Origin of the sequence: Desulfobulbus elongatus DSM 2908, assembly GCF_000621145.1 — a bacterium.
Lineage (GTDB): Bacteria > Desulfobacterota > Desulfobulbia > Desulfobulbales > Desulfobulbaceae > Desulfobulbus > Desulfobulbus elongatus.
On sequence record NZ_JHZB01000016.1, the window covers coordinates 49,223 to 66,503 of the forward strand.

The 17,281-nt window shown below is 55.2% G+C and carries 13 protein-coding genes; 3 read left to right on the top strand and 10 right to left on the bottom strand.

Translation table 11 applies throughout. The annotated features are described in order from the left end of the window. Positions 1-3 precede the first annotated feature (3 nt). The 5 genes from Q362_RS0109415 to Q362_RS0109435 all read right to left on the bottom strand — a co-directional run bounded on the left by Q362_RS0109415 (position 4) and on the right by Q362_RS0109435 (position 5,619). Complete coding sequence (locus tag Q362_RS0109415) at positions 4-714, bottom strand: ABC transporter ATP-binding protein (protein ID WP_028318479.1); 711 nt, start codon at positions 712-714, stop codon at positions 4-6. After that, the gene (locus Q362_RS0109420) at positions 711-1,652 is read right to left on the bottom strand and encodes a branched-chain amino acid ABC transporter permease (RefSeq protein ID WP_028318480.1); all 942 of its coding nucleotides are present in this window, start codon (positions 1,650-1,652) and stop codon (positions 711-713) included. Before Q362_RS0109420 ends, Q362_RS0109415 begins: the two co-directional genes overlap by 4 nt. Beyond that, positions 1,649-2,563 carry a branched-chain amino acid ABC transporter permease gene (locus Q362_RS0109425; RefSeq protein WP_028318481.1) on the bottom strand — a complete coding sequence of 305 codons (915 nt, stop codon included), beginning with the start codon at positions 2,561-2,563 and terminating at the stop codon, positions 1,649-1,651. Before Q362_RS0109425 ends, Q362_RS0109420 begins: the two co-directional genes overlap by 4 nt. Before the next feature lie 266 nt (positions 2,564-2,829). Then, positions 2,830-4,023: an ABC transporter substrate-binding protein gene (locus Q362_RS0109430; protein ID WP_035216226.1), complete on the bottom strand. Its 1,194-nt coding sequence runs from the start codon at positions 4,021-4,023 to the stop codon at positions 2,830-2,832. Between the two features lie 639 nt (positions 4,024-4,662). Continuing rightward, complete coding sequence (locus Q362_RS0109435; RefSeq protein ID WP_051554009.1) at positions 4,663-5,619, bottom strand: DctP family TRAP transporter solute-binding subunit; 957 nt, start codon at positions 5,617-5,619, stop codon at positions 4,663-4,665. A gap of 545 nt (positions 5,620-6,164) precedes the next feature. Between Q362_RS0109435 and Q362_RS0109440 the strand changes: the two genes are divergently transcribed. The 3 genes from Q362_RS0109440 to Q362_RS0109450 all read left to right on the top strand — a co-directional run bounded on the left by Q362_RS0109440 (position 6,165) and on the right by Q362_RS0109450 (position 10,082). Next, on the top strand, positions 6,165-7,211 hold the full coding sequence (locus tag Q362_RS0109440; RefSeq protein ID WP_028318484.1) for a KamA family radical SAM protein: 1,047 nt from the start codon (positions 6,165-6,167) through the stop codon (positions 7,209-7,211). A gap of 121 nt (positions 7,212-7,332) precedes the next feature. After that, positions 7,333-8,919: a sensor domain-containing diguanylate cyclase gene (locus tag Q362_RS0109445; protein WP_028318485.1), complete on the top strand. Its 1,587-nt coding sequence runs from the start codon at positions 7,333-7,335 to the stop codon at positions 8,917-8,919. Between the two features lie 245 nt (positions 8,920-9,164). Next, positions 9,165-10,082 carry an HpcH/HpaI aldolase/citrate lyase family protein gene (locus Q362_RS0109450; RefSeq protein WP_028318486.1) on the top strand — a complete coding sequence of 306 codons (918 nt, stop codon included), beginning with the start codon at positions 9,165-9,167 and terminating at the stop codon, positions 10,080-10,082. Positions 10,083-10,198: 116 nt separating this feature from the next. Here Q362_RS0109450 and Q362_RS0109455 read toward each other — a convergent pair whose 3' ends face one another. The 5 genes from Q362_RS0109455 to sucC form a co-directional block, all read right to left on the bottom strand. Further along, positions 10,199-12,178: a pyruvate carboxylase subunit B gene (locus Q362_RS0109455; RefSeq protein WP_028318487.1), complete on the bottom strand. Its 1,980-nt coding sequence runs from the start codon at positions 12,176-12,178 to the stop codon at positions 10,199-10,201. Between the two features lie 58 nt (positions 12,179-12,236). Then, the gene (locus Q362_RS0109460) at positions 12,237-12,431 is read right to left on the bottom strand and encodes a hypothetical protein (RefSeq protein WP_028318488.1); all 195 of its coding nucleotides are present in this window, start codon (positions 12,429-12,431) and stop codon (positions 12,237-12,239) included. A gap of 61 nt (positions 12,432-12,492) precedes the next feature. After that, positions 12,493-14,043 (bottom strand): acyl-CoA carboxylase subunit beta, encoded by a 1,551-nt coding sequence (locus Q362_RS0109465; RefSeq protein ID WP_028318489.1) that lies wholly within the window; start codon positions 14,041-14,043, stop codon positions 12,493-12,495. 95 nt (positions 14,044-14,138) lie between these two features. Beyond that, positions 14,139-15,014 carry a succinate--CoA ligase subunit alpha gene (gene sucD / locus Q362_RS0109470; RefSeq protein ID WP_028318490.1) on the bottom strand — a complete coding sequence of 292 codons (876 nt, stop codon included), beginning with the start codon at positions 15,012-15,014 and terminating at the stop codon, positions 14,139-14,141. Positions 15,015-15,177: 163 nt separating this feature from the next. Further along, the gene (sucC, locus tag Q362_RS0109475; RefSeq protein ID WP_028318491.1) at positions 15,178-16,335 is read right to left on the bottom strand and encodes an ADP-forming succinate--CoA ligase subunit beta; all 1,158 of its coding nucleotides are present in this window, start codon (positions 16,333-16,335) and stop codon (positions 15,178-15,180) included. Between the last annotated feature and the right edge of the window lie 946 nt (positions 16,336-17,281).

The following is a 17,281-nucleotide window of genomic DNA, read 5'->3' on the forward strand; positions in this document are numbered from 1 at the left end:
TTTCTACTCTCCCAGATAGGCTTCAACGACCAGCGGATTGTTGCGAATCTCCTGAGGGGTCCCCTCGGCGATTTTTTGGCCGTAATTGATCACCACAATCCTGTCGGAAATGCTCATGATGACTTTCATGTGATGCTCGATAATCATGATCGTAACCCCGCGGGCTTTGATGTTTTTGATAATCTCGATGGACTCATTCAACTCGGAGTGATTCAGACCGGCAAAAGATTCGTCCAGCAGGAGCAGTTCCGGTTGGGTCGCCAGGGCCCGTGCAATTTCCAGTTTTTTGCGCTTACCCAGCGGCAGCCCACGGGAGATAACGTCCATGTCCTCCTCAAGTCCGGTGAACTGAATCGTCTCCATTGCGATTTCAACGGCCTCGGCCTTGTTTTTGGCCCGCAGAAACGCCGATGCAATGACATTGTCCAGCACGCTCATCCGCTGAAGGGGTTTGACGACCTGAAATGTCCGGGCGAGTCCGAGTTTACAGATCTGATGGGGTTTCAAACCGGAAATGACCTGCCCCTTGAACAGCACCTGCCCTTTTGTCGGAGGATACACTCCGTCCACGATATTGAACAGGGTCGTTTTGCCGGCGCCGTTCGGCCCGATCAATCCCAGGATTTCTCCCTTTTGGATGGTAAAGGAAATGTCCGAGGAGGCGGCCAATCCCCCGAAGAGTTTTGAAACATTTCTGACTTCCAGCAAACTCATTTGCAAGCGCCTCCAAATTTGAACAGTCGTTTGATTTTTTGAAAATCTCCGACAATCCCATTCGGCAGAAAGATGATGATCAAAATCAGCAAAATTCCAAAAAATGTCTGATGCGCCACTCCCAGTCCGGGAATGGAACGGACCAATTCCGCCAGGAAAACCATGATGATCGCGCCGACAAAAGGACCAAATAGCGTGGCCACGCCGCCGACCATCACGATCATGATCGTCACTATGGATACGTCATGCAGAGCAAAGACAATATGCGGATCAATGTAGCCCATATAGTTGGTGTAAAATGCGCCGGCAATGCCGGTGAGAGCTCCGCTGATGCACAGCGCGATGGTTTTGTACCAGGTGGTGTCGATGCCCAGAGATTCCGCGGCATCCTGATCCTCGCGAATGGCCACGAAATAATATCCTATCTTGGATTGCATCAGATATTTGACCACGAGAAAAGTGGCGGTCGCAATCGCCAGCACGATGTAATAGTAGTAGGTTTTGTCGATCCAGGTCCTTTCTTGAATTAGAATACCGATGTTTCCTCCCGTCAGCCAATTCAGATTCTCGGCCGACACCCGCATCATCTCGCCCATAGCCAAAGTCGCCAGGGCGAAAAACGGTCCTCTGAGTCGCAGAACAACCAGACCGAGAAGAAACGAGAAAACGGTGACCACGACGATGCTGATGGGAATCCCCCACCACGGAGAAATGTTGAGCTTGTAGTATAGAATACCGGATGTATAGGCCCCGACGCCGAAATAGGCGGCATGGCCGAAAGAGACCTGACCACAGTAGCCGGCAAGAAGATTCCACGCCATTCCCACCGCCGACCACATGACGACCAAGACAATCATGTGCAGCATGTAGGAGCTCAGCCCGACCAGCGGCAATACCGCCAAGCAGGCCAGCACTATCAGAGGGAGATATTTTTTCATTTTCCAATCCGTTTCTTTTTCAAAAGAGATGCCATCCCGCCGGGCAGAAAAATCAGGGCAGCCACAAAAATCAGAAAACGACCTACCGGCGCCCACCCCATACCCACATACGTTGCAGTCATGGATTCAAAAATTCCCAATATCAATCCGCCAAAAATGGCGCCGTTGGTCGAGCCCAGGCCACCCAGAATGGTGATGACAAAGGCTATCAGGGTAAATTGCCCGCCCATGGAGGGAAACAGATAATAAATTGGGATAAACAGGCATCCGGCGGCACCAACCAAAGCCGACCCCAGGCCAAAGGTGACCACCCGCATGAGTTTGACGTTGACTCCCATCAAAAGGGCTGCGTCCAGATCTTGCGCCGTTGCACGGATCGATTTGCCCGAATCGGTTTTTGACAGAAAAAACCACAGGGCAATGGTAATAGCCACCGCAATGACAAAGGATACGGTCCAGGGTACGGACAAGGAAAGATCGAAGGGAGCGCTTTCCCAGTAATCGGAAAGATACCAGGCACTGGTACCGTAGCTGACCGGCGTGGCGCGGTAATCGGATTTAAAAAAGATGGTTGCCAGATTTGCCAGCACCATGCCGATGCCCACCGTCAAGATTACCTGATTTTCCGGCAAGATGGAATCCACTTTCAGCACCGGATTGATCAGGAATCTTTGAATGAGGATACCGAGGAAAAACAGTATCGGGCTTGCGATGAACACGGACAGGTAGGGATCGATTCCAAACAGGGTAAACATCCAAAAGGCGATGTACATGCCCACCATCATCAGTTCGCCGTGGGCGAGATTGATGATCTTCATTACGCCCATGATAAGCGTCATGCCTATGCCGATCAGCGCATACAGACCGCCAAGAAGCACTCCTGCAATGAGCGTTTGTAAAAAACTTTCCATAATCATCCCATCCTTCTGGAGAGCGGAAGATACACATTGCCACGCTTTTCAGCATGGCAATGAAAAACCGGTCTCCATCGCTATTGTTCTTGCTTCTGATTTTTCATGGCAAACGGCCGCGCCCACAATGTTCTGGCTCTTCCCCATTTTTCCAGGGCACCGGGAGACTGTCTCGCCCACCAATTTGTGGGGGGCCAACCGGAAAATTTTCCGATCGAGCCCCCATTATTGAATGGCAAATACTCAAGCGATATCCGACTCGCCGCTTACTTTCTGTCTCTCCACTTCGGAATGGGGTAAACATATTTGGCGCTGGCAGTGCTTTCCGGCCAGATAGTCTCGTGTTTGCCGTTGATCACCTGAAGCACCAGCGTTTCCATGAAATTCTGATTCTGGTATCCATCTTTGTCCGCAAAGTGAATGGGGCCAAACGCCGTCATCATCTTGGTGGCTTTCATGGCGGCCCGAATATCGGCCGGATCCATGCTTTTTGACCGCTCGATCGCATCCTTGACGATATAAAGCGCAGAATAGGCCTCTGCCCCATGGTAGGACGGATAATCGCCAAACTTGGCTTTATACTTCTCGGCAAATTCCTTTGCTCCGGGATAGTTGACCTGGGTGCTCCACAGCGTGGCCGTTACCACGTACTCGGCGGCATCCTTGGCATTGTTGATGAACTCGGGAATGGCAAACCCTGCGGCACCGCCGGCAAAGAGCTTGGCCTCGATGCGCAACTCCTTGATCTGTTTCATCAGAAGGGAGGCATCCATGACGTAGGATACCATGTAAATGACATCGGGTTTTTGCGCCTTGACCTTGGTCAGAATCGGCTTGAAATCCACGGCGCCTTTTTCATATTTTTCTTTGACCACCACCTTCATGCCGATCTTCTCGCCATACTTTTCCATCTCATCGGCGCCGGATGTTCCAAAATCCGAACTCTCATATAAAATGGCGATGGAAGTCGGTTTGACGACCTGCGAAAGGAAAGAACCCAGGCCGGCGGCATAGTAGGCATTGGACGGGTTCATCCGGAAAACGTATTCATAATTTTGCTGGGTGATGGCGTCATCCGCGCCGGTCACCACCAGATAGGGGACTTTTCTTTCATTGGCCACTGCCGCGATGGCCTTGGAGCAGGAAGAACTGTAATCCCCGAAAATAATTGGCTGTTTTTTGACATCGATGAGTTTTTCGGCAATGGCGCGGGAGATTTCCGGTTTGCCTTGCCCATCTTCGAAATTGAGCGAAACGGTCATGCCTTTGATTCCGCCCTTGGCGTTGATCTCTTCCATGGCTATCTGGTACGAGCGCATTTCCATTTCCCCGAACTTGGCCTGGGCCCCGGTAAGTGGCAAAGGAATTCCCAACTCCAGTGTTTCAGCCGTAGCAGGGCCGGCAAAAGCGGCTCCGCATACGATTGACAGCATGAACATCATCACCGATAAGCGTTTCATACCCCATCCTCCATTTTGATTTTTGGCGTGACAAACCCCGGTAACTTCATCTGCCGGCGGGAAAAGCGCCAAGAAGAGCAAGATACCGTCACCTCCAAACACAGCAGGTGGCTCCGTGCTCCTCTGACGCATCGCGAAAGTGCATTATCAAAAATCGATTCCGAACACCAGAAAAATATATCACTTTCTTTTCGTATGCTTTGTGGACGACGCACCGAGTCATCCCACATACAGCCATTCGACCGGCGCAAACCGGCTGCACCTCTGTATTGTGCTCCAAGGGTTGTTATAGCAAAATAAAGACCAACAAGGCTGGCAATGGATAACCGACCTGAATCCTGGCCAAATGGTGCTGCCATCCTCCGACGGCACCGGCAGAACAGGCGGATTTCCGCCAATCGGCTCGTCGTCGAGAGGGGAAATCCGCCCAATTTCGGTGCCGGTGTTGTCCCGGTCAGGCAAACGTGACCTGGTGGCCATCAGAATCGTCCTATTTTGCCGGGAACGTTAAAGAATCCATTGTGCTCGCCAAGAGAGATTGAAAAAATTCTCATGTTGCTTGCATGTCCTGCTTCACATGCGCAAAGGACAACCTGCCTCCTCCTCAAATCCTTTCTTTTCTTCTCCACCGAACGTCACTCATTTGGTGAAACCTACCGCCTTCTGGACCGCATCGACGGTGTTCGCACCGATCCTGCTGGCCATTTTCTCATGCACCGGGGCCAATATTTTCTTGAAGGCGGCTCGCTGCTCAGGGGTCAGGGTCGTGACCTCGGTCTTGCCCGACGCCTTGACCAATTCCAGATCCTTGTCATTGGATTCCTTCGCGATCTTGTTGGCATAGTCGGTCGCCTCCTGCATGGCGGTCTCGAGCTGAGTACGGATATCGGCGGGGAGCCCTTCCCAGAACTTCTTGTTGACGATAACCGCATACCCCAGATAACCATGCTCGGTGACGGTCAGGTACTTCTGCACTTCGTACATCTTCTGCGTATAAAAATTGGAGATCGGGTTTTCGGTACCGTCGACAACGCCCGTTTGCAGGGCCTTATAGACCGCGGAAAAAGCCGTGACTTTCGGAATAGCCTTCAGTTCGAGCATCTGCTCTTCAAGCACCTTGGAAGACTGGATACGCATTTTCTTGCCGTTCAGGTCTTCAGGGGTTTTGATCGGCGTATTGGCCGAGAAGGATTTGAAGCCGTTGTCCCAATAGGCGAGGCCCTTGATCCCCTTGGACTCCAACTTGTCCAGCAGCTGCCTGCCCACAGGGCCGGTGGTGACCTTGTGGAGGTCTTCGTAGCCGTTGAACATGAAAGGCAGATCAAACACCTCGAAATCATTGATATCGAGTGGGCCGAATTTCGCCAGCGAGGGTGCCAGCATCTGCACCGAGCCGAGCTGCAGGGCTGACATCTCTTCCCTATCCGGGTACAGTTTACTGTTCGGATAAACCTCGACCTTCACTTTGCCCTGAGTCAGTTCCCCGGCCCGCTTCTTGAAGAACTCGGCCGCACGCCCCTTGGGGGTGTCGGCTGCAACGACGTGGCTGAATGTAATGACGATCGGCTCGGCATAGGTCGGAACTACCGGAAACATCGCGAGAATCGTCACTACCCCTATTGCCTTGGCTACTGCTGTCTTGAACATGATTTTTTCCTTGTGTGGTCATTTGATATGTTGAGCCATCCCGCACACAGTCACTCATCCGGACCAAGCGGGCCGCCTCTCTGTGTTGCCCTCCAACAGTCATTTTAGCAGAAGAAAGAGCAGTGACAAGGTTGCAATAAAAAATTTCTATAATTTCAGAATGATACCACTGAGCGCCCATTGATGGCGCCGGCAAAATGGCTGGATTTCTGCTGATTGCGTCCCTGTTGCCCGGGGAAATCCGCCCAATTTCCGTTGATGGTTTTGTCGTGGCCAGCGGTGACGGTGCGACGGGATTGGAAAAGAGGACGTTTTCTGGTATGCAGGAACAGGAGAGCGACCCACCGGTATCGTGCAGCGCCATCCCGTGGGGTTTTCATCCACGATGCCGTAGTGCTCGTCAATCGCACCTGCCGTCACCCCAACCATGACCGGAAGAAGAGACGGCCATTTCTCCGTTCGTCAGTCAGTCGATATCTTCTCCTTACGGAACAATGCCCAGCGAACAGTCACCCCCCGCCACCTTCATCACCACTCCGGAGCATCTTGCCCAGGCCCTCGGCATTCCTGTCGAACCGCTACAGGCCGTGCATGCCGTCTATCCCCTGCGGGTGAGCCGGTATTACCTCGACCTGATCAGGCAGCATGGCCTGCCGCTCTGGCGGCAGGCGATTCCCGATCCCAGGGAGCTGACCGATTCAGTCGGCCTGACCGATCCCCTCGACGAGGAAAACCTGAGCCCGGTCCCCTGCCTGGTGCACAAATATCCTGATCGAGCCCTCTTCCTCGTTGCCGGCGAATGCGCCATGTACTGCCGGTTCTGTACCCGCAAGCGCAAGGTCGGCACGCCGGACATGATCATCGACGACGCCACCATTGCCGCCGGTCTCGACTATCTCAGCCGCACCCCCGCCATATCCGACGTGCTGGTTTCGGGAGGCGACCCCTTCATGCTTCCCCTGGCCCGGCTTGAACGTATCCTCAAAGCCTTGCGGGCGATTCCCTCCATTGCCACCATCCGCATCGGCACCAGGGTCCCCTGCACCCTGCCCATGCGCGTCACCTCCGGACTGGCTGCGATGTTGAAAAAATATCATCCACTCTACATCAACACCCATTTCAACCATCCCACCGAAATCACCGCCGAAGCGGAATTGGCCTGCGCCCGTCTCGCCGATGCCGGTATCCCCCTCGGCTGCCAGACCGTCCTGTTGCGGGGGGTCAACGACAGCCCCGAGATCATCCGGGAACTGCTCTACCGGCTACTCCGCATTCGGGTGAAGCCCTACTACCTCTTTCAAGCCGATCTGACCAAGGGGACCGATCATTTTCGTACCACCGTGGACACCGGTCTGGCCATCATGCGCCACCTGATCGGCCATGTCTCCGGCATGGCCGTGCCCACCTATGCCCTGGATGCCCCCGGCGGCGGCGGCAAGATCCCCCTCACCCCGGCCTATATCCGTCGCTTGGACGACACGCTCGATTTCACCACCTACCTGGGCCATGACTGCTCCTATCCCAACCGAATCGATCTCTGACGGAGATTCTTCGTGCGTCCCCCTTGGAGAATCTCCAAAAACACTCTATATTAGATACCGATTGTTTTTTTTGGCGTTGTCAAACCCCTCCGGATGATCGACTCTTGTGGATACCAGGCGCATGTCGGGATCGAACAGCACTGCAGAACAGGTGTTGGAGCACGTTCTCGCTTCAAGGGATCTGCCCACCCTGCCCATCATAGCCACCAAACTGCTGGAACTGACCGCCCACCCGGAAACCACGCTCACCGATATCGCCAATCTGATCAGCCAGGACATGGCGCTCTCAGCCAAGGTTCTGCGAGTGGCGAACTCGGCTTTTTACAGCTTTCCGCAACAGGTTTCGTCCATCAACCAGGCAGTCTCGATTCTTGGCCTCAACGCGGTTCGCAGTCTGGTCCTGAGTTTTTCCCTGCTCTCCATGGGAAAACAGCGACGGCACGCACCCTTCGATTTCGAACAATTCTGGGAACGATCTCTGGTCGAAGCCGCGGCCGCCAAGTTGATCTTTGAGCAGGTGACCAACACCGACGCCGAAGAGGCATTCACCTGCGGCCTGCTGCAGAATATCGGGCAATTGGTGCTCGCCGTCACCCTGCCTCAGCAGTATGGCCAAGTCCTCGAACGCACTGCCCGTTCCTCCGGTCATGCCGCTTCAAACGCGGAGAGTGCGGAGGCGGAACTGGACATTCTCGGCATTTCCCATGCCGAGGTGGGGTATGCGGTGGCCGAAGCCTGGGGCCTGCCCGAGAGCCTCCTGCTCCCGATCAAATACCACCATCAACCCCTGGCATTTCAGGGGAGCAATCTGCGACACCAACAAACCATCCGGACCGCCCATCTCGCCAATCTGCTCGCCGAGCTTTTTTATTCAGACACCCCCGAGCATTATCACAAGCAGTTCCGCGCCGAGGCCAAGCAACTCCTCGGCCTCAAGGTACTGGGAGTCAATACCGTGCTGAAAATGATCGATAAGGTCATTGATCAATCGGCGCAGTATTTCGGCATCAAGATCAAGCCCGTCAAATCGGTCGCGGAAATTCTTCAGGAAGCCAACCTTCGACTCAGCCTGATCAATCTCTCCTACGAGGAGATGAACCGCGAGTTGATCAAATCCAAGATGGAGCTGGAAAAACTGACAGAAGAGTTGGCCCAGAAGAACCGATTGCTGGAAAATCTGGCCAACATCGACGGTTTGACCGAGGTCAACAACCATCGCTTCTTTCAGAATTTCCTCGATTCGGAAGTCAATCGCTCCATCCGCAACAACCGCTCCCTTGCCCTACTCCTGGCCGATATCGATCATTTCAAGAAATTCAACGACACGTACGGCCATCAAACCGGTGATTTCATTCTCAAGGAATTCTGCCGCATCAGCAGGGAGGTCATTCGGGAGTATGATCTGATCGCCCGGTACGGCGGCGAGGAATTTGCCTTTGTCCTGCCCGAGACTGGACCGGAAGAGGCTCTGCTGGTGGCGGAAAAGCTGCGGAAAACGACAGAAGACTATGTTTTTGACGACGGAACCAATGCCTACCGGGTGACCATCAGCATCGGAGCGGCCTCCGCCTTTCCGGCCAGCGATGAATTCGACAAGAACGACTTCATCGGCATGGCGGATGAAGCCCTGTACGAGGCAAAACATTCCGGTCGCAACAGGGTCGCCTTGGGAAACCCCAAGAAAAAGAAAAAATGGTTCGCCTTCTGAACATCCCCGCCCCTTGGAGCTCCTTCTGCCACGAAGAACCGGCAGTATGGAAGCACTGAACCGTTTGGCGCGTCCGCCATTCTCTGCCACGTCGCCAAGCGGCTTCCTTTCCACGAAAAAAACGAAAGAAACAGTCAACATTCTGTCCGTTTTCTGATACGTTTGTTCGTCGTTTTCTTTGAAGTTCTTTCCTTTTCCCCGTGCACCGCACATCCTAAATCGCCCCCGAGGTCAAAGGAGGTTGTATGAAACCACGTCGATCCAATTTATCCGTTCCGGGACATATGAAAAAAATGCATGGCAAGGCGAGTGACAGCCCGGCCGATGTGATCATGCTCGATCTGGAAGATAGTGTGCCGGTGGAGGAAAAGGCCAATGCCCGCGCACAAGTCATCGAGTCACTCCTGAACCTCGACTGGTCCCGGAAAACCGTCACCGTCCGGATCAATGCCCTGGATACCCCTTTTGCCTACCGGGATCTGCTGGAAGTTGCAGAACAGGCCGGCCACATCATCGACGCCATCGTCATCCCCAAGGTCAACCATCCGAGTGACATTTACTTCGCCGACCGCCTGCTCGACGGCATTGAATTGAACCGGAAAACAGCGGCGGCGCCCATCGGCATCGAGGCATCGATTGAGACCGCTGAAGGACTTTTGCGGGCGACGGAGATCGTCACGGCCAGCAGCCGGGTCAAAACCCTGGTTTTCGGCATCGCCGATTACTCGGCGTCCATTGGCGCCCGCTTGGTGTCGATTTCCGGCCATGGCGAAAAAGAAGAAGAACTGTATCCGGGACATCGCTGGCATTTCGCCATCAGCAACATGGTGATGCATGCCAAAGCACATGGCCTGATGGCCATCGACGCCCCGTACGGGAACTTCAAAGATCCTGAAGGATTACGACGGTCAGCCGTCATGGCCTGTGCCTTGGGCTGCGATGGTAAATGGGCCATCCATCCATCCCAGATCGACGTCATCAACGACGTCTTCACGCCCTCGGCGGAGGAGATCGCCCTGGCCGCCAAGGTCATCGAGGCCAATGCCCAAGCCAAATCGGAAGGAAAGGGAGCGATCGCGGTGGAGGGGAGAATGGTCGACCAGGCGACGGTGCGATTGGCGACCAAGCTGTGGGAGCAGGCGAAATATCTACGTCTGGTATAGACAAGCGGTATCGAGCCGCTACCCGCTCTTTCCAAGGGAACGATTCACGCACAAAAAAAGGGAGCGCGCCCGTCAAGGCGGCTCCCTTTTCTCTTTCTTACGCTGAGACCGTCGGATCAGCCGATGACGGCCAGAACAGTATCTTTGGTGACCGAGTCACCGGTACCGAAACATAGTTGTTTGACGGTACCATCGCACGGAGCACCCAGGTTGTTCTCCATCTTCATGGCCTCGAGCACGACGATGGGGTCACCGGCTTTGACTGCATCACCGACATTGACCAAGTTCTTGACGACCATACCAGGCATGGGGGCCAGCAGCGGGGTCCCACCTTCAACTGCTGCCGGAGCAGCGGCGGCGGCCTTCGGTGCGGCAGCAGGTGCAGCAGCCGGAGCGGCAGCGGCCTTCGGTGCGGCGGCGGCAGGAGCTGCAGGCCGCGGAGCAGCGGCAACCATCGGCTGGAAATCACCGGTCGGATCGACCTCGACGTTGAAATATTCGCCATCAACAAAGACGTTGAAGGTACGAAGATTTCCGGACTTCTCCGGAGCGGCGGCCTTGGGCTCGATGAGCTTGCCGGCCTTGGCCTTGGCGATCAACTCGTCGCGCTTCTTGACTTCGTCGAGGGTCAGCGGTTGCACCTCGACCGGTGCCGGGGTGACGCCGTACTTCCACTCGAGGAACTTCTTGCCGGTAACCGGGTAGATGGCGTAGAGCACCAGATCATCCATGTCCTTGGCGAGATCGCCAATCTCTTTCTTGGCTTTCTCCAGTTCGGGCTCGATAACCTCGGCCGGGCGGCAGGTGATCGGGGTTTCGCCACGCGGGTAACCTTTCAGAGCCTTCTTCTGCAGTTCGGCATCGATCGGCACCGCGGTTTTGCCATAGAGACCGTAGCACAGATCCTTGACCTGAGCGGTGATCATCTTGTAGCGCTCTTCCGGTGTGTCGAAGAGCACGTTGTTGACGGTCTGGATACCGACGATCTGGCTGGTCGGGGTGACCAGCGGAATCTGGCCGAGTTCTTTACGTACACGGGGCAGCTCTTTGTAGACCTGATCGATCTTGTCGAGCGCATCCATCTCGCGCAACTGGTTGACCAGGTTGGAAAGCATGCCGCCCGGGGTCTGATGCAGGAGCACGTTGATGTCGATGGTCGAGATCTTGGAGTCATCGAGCAGGTGCTTGTACTTCGGCATGACTTCCTTCTCGAGGATCTCGTTGATGGCGGCCAGTTTCTTGATGTCGAAACCGGTGTCACGGTTGGTGCCGAGCAGAGCCATGACCAGCGGCTCGATCGCCGGATGCGCGGTCCGGAAAGCATACGGGGTCATACAGGTGTCAACGATGTCAACACCGGCCTCGATGGCCTTCAGGTGGCTCATGGAAGCCATACCGGAGGTGAAGTGGCTGTGCAGATGCACCGGGGTGTCGGTCACCGCCTTGATGGCCTTGACGATGGCATAGGCATCGTACGGAGCGATCAGACCGGCCATATCCTTGATGCAGATGGAGTCGGCGCCCATGGCGACCAAATCCTTGGCCTTGTTGACATAGTAGTCGATATTGTACACCTCGCCGCCCAAGCGCGGTTCGGTCAGGGTATAGCAGATGCAGCCCTGGAAGTGCTTGCCGCTCTTCTTGATCTGCTTGACGACGGTTTCAAAGTTGCGATAGTCGTTGAGGGCGTCAAAGGTACGGAAAATGTCCATACCGTTCTCTGCAGCCCGTTCCACGAACGCAGTCGCGGTGTCATCGGCGTAGTTCCGATAGCCAACCAGGTTCTGAGCGCGGAGCAGCATCGAGAAGGGGGTCTTTTTGATATAGCGTTTCAGGGTACGGAGGCGCTCCCATGGATCCTCGTTGAGGAAACGATGCATGGTATCGAAGGTGGCGCCGCCCCAGGTCTCAAGTGCCCAGAAACCAACCTCGTCCATCATCTCCGCAACCGGGATCATGTCCTCGGTCCGGCCGCGGGTGGCGAACAGAGATTGGTGACCATCACGGAAGGTGAGGTCCATTACCTTGACCGGGTTCTCAGCTTTCGGCCGGTCAATTGCATAGTTCATGGCGGTCATTTTCACTTGGTCGCTCATTTTCAGTGTCTCCCTGTTATTATACGTTTTCGTTGAACGTCAATGTGTGTAAAAGCCATCAGAAGGCTTTCATTTGAATCAGCCTGCGGAAATTCATAATGTCCTGACGGCCGGCAATCGCCCATAAACTCGGCCCGGTCGGTGCAGGCTTGGCGGCGGCCAACTGTGCCTGATAGGCCGCTTCCTCCTCCTGCATCAGATAGGCATTAACGGCTGCAAGGGCCGCAGCCATTTTTTTGTTCATTTTTGCCATTCTGTCATCCTCTGAGTCTGTTGGCGCGGCACATATCTGCCGAACCATTCCTTGAGAGTGCTTACAGCGGGATATTGCCGTGTTTTTTCATCGGGATGGTGTCACGTTTCCCTGAGATCGACTCAAGCGCATTGATGATCCGGTACCGGGTTTCGGCCGGCTCGATAACATCGTCGATATAGCCGCGTTCGGCAGCACAGTAGGGGTTGGAGAAGTTCTCGTTGTACTCGTTCTCCTTCTCGACCAAGAAGGCCTTGGGATCATCGGCCGCCTTGGCACCCTTGGCGTGCAGGACTTCGACCGCGCCCTTGGATCCCATAACGGCGATTTCACCGGTCGGCCAGGAATAGTTAATGTCGGTCCGCAGGTGCTTGGACGACATAGCGCAGTAGGCGCCGCCGTAGGCCTTGCGGGTGATGACGGTGACTTTCGGCACGGTCGACTCGGCATAGGCGAAGAGCATCTTGGCACCGTTGCGGATGACGCCGCCGAACTCCTGTGTGGTACCGGGCAGGAAGCCGGGGACGTCGACGAAGGTGATAATCGGGATGTTGAAGCAGTCACAGAAGCGGATGAAGCGGGCACCCTTGATCGAGGAATCGATGTCGAGAACGCCGGCGTAGTAGGACGGCTGGTTGGCAACGATGCCAACGGCCTTGCCACCATAACGGGCAAAACCGACGACGATGTTCGGAGCGAAATTCTTCTTGATTTCAAAGAAGATGCCGTTGTCGACCGTCTCAGCGATTACTTTTTTGATGTCGTAGGCAGCATTCGGGTTGTCCGGAATGATGTCGTTGAGCAGTTCGGACCGACGGGTGATCGGATCGTCGCAGGGGGCATCCGGCGGATTCTCCAGATTGTTCTGCGGCAGATAGCTCATCAGATCCTTGATGTACTGAATGGCGTCGTCCTCGTTCTCGGCAGCATAGTCGGTGACGCCGGACTTGGTGGTATGCATGGCCGCACCGCCCAGGGCTTCGGTGGTGACGTCCTCATTTAACACGGTTTTAACGACCTTGGGACCGGTCAGGAACATGTAGGACTGGATCTTGACCTGGATAATAAAGTCGGTCAAGGCAGGGGAGTACACGGCGCCACCGGCGCAGGGTCCGAAAACACCGGAAATCTGCGGGACAACGCCGGAAGCGAGGACGTTGCGGGTGAAAATCTCGGTATACCCAGCCAGGGCCTCGATACCTTCCTGGATACGGGCGCCGCCCGAGTCGTTGAGGCCGATGACCGGAATGCCGTTCTTCATGCCCAGATCCATGATCTTGCAGATCTTCTCGGCCAGGGTTCCGGAGAGGGAGCCGGCCAGGACAGAAAAATCCTGGGCGTAGATATATACCGGCCGACCGGCGAGCTTGCCGCAACCGGTGACAACACCGTCGCCGAAAAACTTGATTTTTTCCATGCCGAAGTTGTAGCAGCGATGGAGCTTGAAGGCATCGTATTCTTCGAAGGTGCCGGGGTCGAGGAGAAGGGCGATACGCTCGCGGGCGGTGTATTTGCCTTGGGAGTGGATCTTGTCGATTTTATCCTGACCGCCGCCCAGCAAGGCTTTGGCCCTCTTTTGCTTTAACTGCTCTAATTTTTCCTTTGTACTCATGCTGTCTCCTTGCTGCAGAATTCAGTCAAAATTCCGTGCCGATTATGAGCCGAAGCGGTGCCGGATGGAGCACATCCGGCACCGCTGAGATTAAATCAACCTTTATAGACCTGCTTGCAGAGCTCACCCAACTTGCCGAGATTGGCGCAATGATGCACGCCACTCGCCTTCATGGCCTCGATCTTGGCTTCGGCAGTCCCCTTTCCGCCGCTGACGATGGCACCGGCATGGCCCATACGGCGGCCGGGAGGAGCGGTCAGGCCGGCGATGAAGCCGACCACCGGTTTCTTGGTGTTGGCCTTGATCCACTCGCAGGCGTTCTCTTCCGCGTTACCGCCGATCTCGCCGATCATGACGATGGCTTTGGTATCCGGGTCCGCAGCGAACGCCTCCAGGCAATCGATGAAGTTGGTACCGTTGATGGGATCGCCGCCGATGCCGATGCAGGTGGTCTGACCGAAACCGGCCTGGGTCAGCTGATGAACGGCCTCATAGGTGAGTGTTCCAGAGCGGGAGACGACGCCCCAGGGTCCGCCGGGTTTGTGCATCGGTCCGGGCATGATGCCGATCTTGCACTCGCCGGGGGTGATGATACCGGGGCAGTTCGGGCCGATGAGACGGGTGGTCCGGGTCGCCAGGTAATTCTTGACTCGCATCATATCAAGAACCGGGACACCTTCGGTGATGCAGACAACCAACTCGATGCCGGCGTCGGCGGCTTCCATGATCGCGTCGGCGGCGAACGGCGGCGGCACCAGGATCATGGAAGCGTTGCAACCGGTTTTTTCCCGGGCTTCCTTCACACCGTTGAAGATCGGCACATCGTCCATCTTCTGACCACCCTTGCCGGGGGTCACGCCGGCGACCACGTTGGTGCCGTAGGCAATACAGGAACGGGTATGAAACTGGCCTTCCTGGCCGGTGATGCCTTGTACAACTAACCGTGTATTTTTGTTAACAAAAACGCTCATTATGAAATCCTCTATGGGTTATTGTTTTTTGTGCCTTGTGCAAGCTGAATCGTCCGGTTGCGGTCATTTTCGTCGGCATTGTTTCGTGGCAACAGGCTCTGCGCCCTTTTTGCCACTTCGGCGGCAGGTCGCCCATCCCTCGCCGGCGTGAGACACAACAGATTTACGCGACGATCTTCGCTACCTTCTCGGCTGCATCGGCCAGGTCTTTGGCATTGATCAGGTCAAGACCGGACTCGGCAAGAATTCTGCGTCCTTCCTCGACATTGGTGCCTTCCATGCGGACAACAACGGGCACCTGCAGTTTCAGCTTGGTTGCGGCCTGAACAACACCCTTGGCCAGGATGTCACACCGGAGGATGCCGCCGAACACATTGATCAGAATGCCTTTGACGGCCGGGTCCTTCATAATCAGACGGAAACCGTTCTCGATGGCCTCGGCATTGGCGCCGCCACCGACATCCAGAAAGTTGGCGGGAGCAGCACCGGCCAATTTGACGATATCCATGGTGGCCATGGCCAGACCGGCGCCGTTGACGATGTTGCCAACATTCCCGTCAAGGTTGATGTAGTTCAGGCCGAACTGGGCAGCTTCTGCCTCGACCGGATCTTCCTCGTCGATATCGCGCATTTCCTTGACGTCGGGGTGACGGAACAGCGCGTTGCCGTCGATGTCCATCTTGGCGTCCAGGGCGAGAATATTGCCTTCGGCGGTGATGATCAGCGGGTTGATCTCAACCATGGAGCAGTCGTAGGCGACGAACAGGTCGTAGAGGTTCTTCACCAACGTCGACATCTGTTTCTGCAGATCTTTTTCGATCTCGAGACCGAAGCAGATTTTGCGGGCGTGGAACGGCTGAAAACCTGAAACCGGGCTCACGTTGACGGTGACGATCCGCTCGGGGGTCTTGGCGGCCACTTCTTCGATATCCATGCCGCCGTCCTGGCTGCAGACAATGGCGACCGTGGCGGTCTCGCGATCGGGAATAATGGAAAGGTACAGCTCCTTTTTGATGTTCAGCCCTTCCTCAACCAATACCTTGCGAACCTTTTTGCCCTGAGCGCCGGTCTGCTTGGTGATCAGGGTCATGCCGATGATGGAATCGGCAACCGGTTTTACATCGGCCTTGGTCTTGGCCAGCTTGACGCCACCGCCCTTGCCGCGGCCACCCGCATGCACCTGGGCCTTGACGACGACCGGATAGCCGAACTCCTCGGCAATTTTCGCTACCTCGTCCGAGGTGTAGGCAAGTTTCCCCTTGGGGGTAGGTACATTGTATTTTCGGAATAGTTCCTTGGCCTGATACTCATGAATTTTCATAGACGCATCCTTTTGCGGCGAACCCCGCGCGGTGGCACGAGATCCTCCAGAGAAGTAAAATGTTAATTCAAGTCCCTGTTCACTACCAATTTACTACGGCATGGTGTCCCCGTCAGGCAACCCTGATCCAAACCAATCGTGCGCAGAGCAGAGAGAAATTCACATGACGGTCCTGATGGATACCGCCATGCGCTCCAGAGCCCCCGGACGCTTGCCCACGACCTTCCGCAACAGTGTCCCCTGCCGTCACACCACAATTTTTTTATAAAAATGATGGCGTTACGTAATAATCCAGCACACCCGGTTACATATTCAAGAAGACGCACAGAGAGCTATCTTTCTCCGAAACAACGCGGGATACTGAAGATGCGGGGCGCATCAATCCCCGGCGTGCACTCACCGTTCCTCGCTCCTCCTGCCGTCAACCATGCGCCAACAGGAAAAACCCGGCCATGCGAATCACCGCCGTTTTGCCGTTACCGAAAAAGAGCCCTCTTCCCTGCCCGTCCAAAAACGGCAGGTGTGTTCGAAGTGATGTTCAAAAGTGACCTATGCGAAGGGGAAAGACATTTTCCGGCTGGTCAGGCGAGGCGAGTTTATGAAGGGCAATTTCGTACCCACGGCTTCAACATCTGCCTCAGATACGCTCTAGAGGCCCTGAAAAAACGCCCTAAAACCATTCCGACAACAACATTCTCTACAGCCACTTCCGAAAAAACCACTCAAAACTCAGGACTTATAACAAGACACTTCGTCCGGAGTCAAGTGATAAATACACCGGTGCGGCAGCACATGCCGCAGGTCGGGCAAGTCTTCTCGGCCCGCATGAAAATCGTGGAATGACGAGAAATTGGGCTACGAGAACGTTGTCTGTGCCCTACAGGTGGGTGAAACCGGCCGGACCCTCGGCCGAAAGGGATAACTGCCGAATGTTAAGAAATTATTA

What these genes read in the sequence shown, in the direction of transcription:
- Q362_RS0109455 (WP_028318487.1), bottom strand. Translation starts at nt 12,178, where the DNA reads ATGAGCGACCAAGTGAAAATGACCGCCATGAACTATGCAATTGACCGG.
- sucC (WP_028318491.1), bottom strand. Translation starts at nt 16,335, where the DNA reads ATGAAAATTCATGAGTATCAGGCCAAGGAACTATTCCGAAAATACAAT.
- Q362_RS0109430 (WP_035216226.1), bottom strand. Translation starts at nt 4,023, where the DNA reads ATGAAACGCTTATCGGTGATGATGTTCATGCTGTCAATCGTATGCGGA.
- Q362_RS0109460 (WP_028318488.1), bottom strand. Translation starts at nt 12,431, where the DNA reads ATGGCAAAAATGAACAAAAAAATGGCTGCGGCCCTTGCAGCCGTTAAT.
- Q362_RS0109465 (WP_028318489.1), bottom strand. Translation starts at nt 14,043, where the DNA reads ATGAGTACAAAGGAAAAATTAGAGCAGTTAAAGCAAAAGAGGGCCAAA.
- Q362_RS0109450 (WP_028318486.1), top strand. Translation starts at nt 9,165, where the DNA reads ATGAAACCACGTCGATCCAATTTATCCGTTCCGGGACATATGAAAAAA.
- sucD (WP_028318490.1), bottom strand. Translation starts at nt 15,014, where the DNA reads ATGAGCGTTTTTGTTAACAAAAATACACGGTTAGTTGTACAAGGCATC.
- Q362_RS0109435 (WP_051554009.1), bottom strand. Translation starts at nt 5,619, where the DNA reads ATGTTTCCGGTAGTTCCGACCTATGCCGAGCCGATCGTCATTACATTC.
- Q362_RS0109440 (WP_028318484.1), top strand. Translation starts at nt 6,165, where the DNA reads ATGCCCAGCGAACAGTCACCCCCCGCCACCTTCATCACCACTCCGGAG.
- Q362_RS0109415 (WP_028318479.1), bottom strand. Translation starts at nt 714, where the DNA reads ATGAGTTTGCTGGAAGTCAGAAATGTTTCAAAACTCTTCGGGGGATTG.
- Q362_RS0109445 (WP_028318485.1), top strand. Translation starts at nt 7,333, where the DNA reads ATGTCGGGATCGAACAGCACTGCAGAACAGGTGTTGGAGCACGTTCTC.
- Q362_RS0109420 (WP_028318480.1), bottom strand. Translation starts at nt 1,652, where the DNA reads ATGAAAAAATATCTCCCTCTGATAGTGCTGGCCTGCTTGGCGGTATTG.
- Q362_RS0109425 (WP_028318481.1), bottom strand. Translation starts at nt 2,563, where the DNA reads ATGGAAAGTTTTTTACAAACGCTCATTGCAGGAGTGCTTCTTGGCGGT.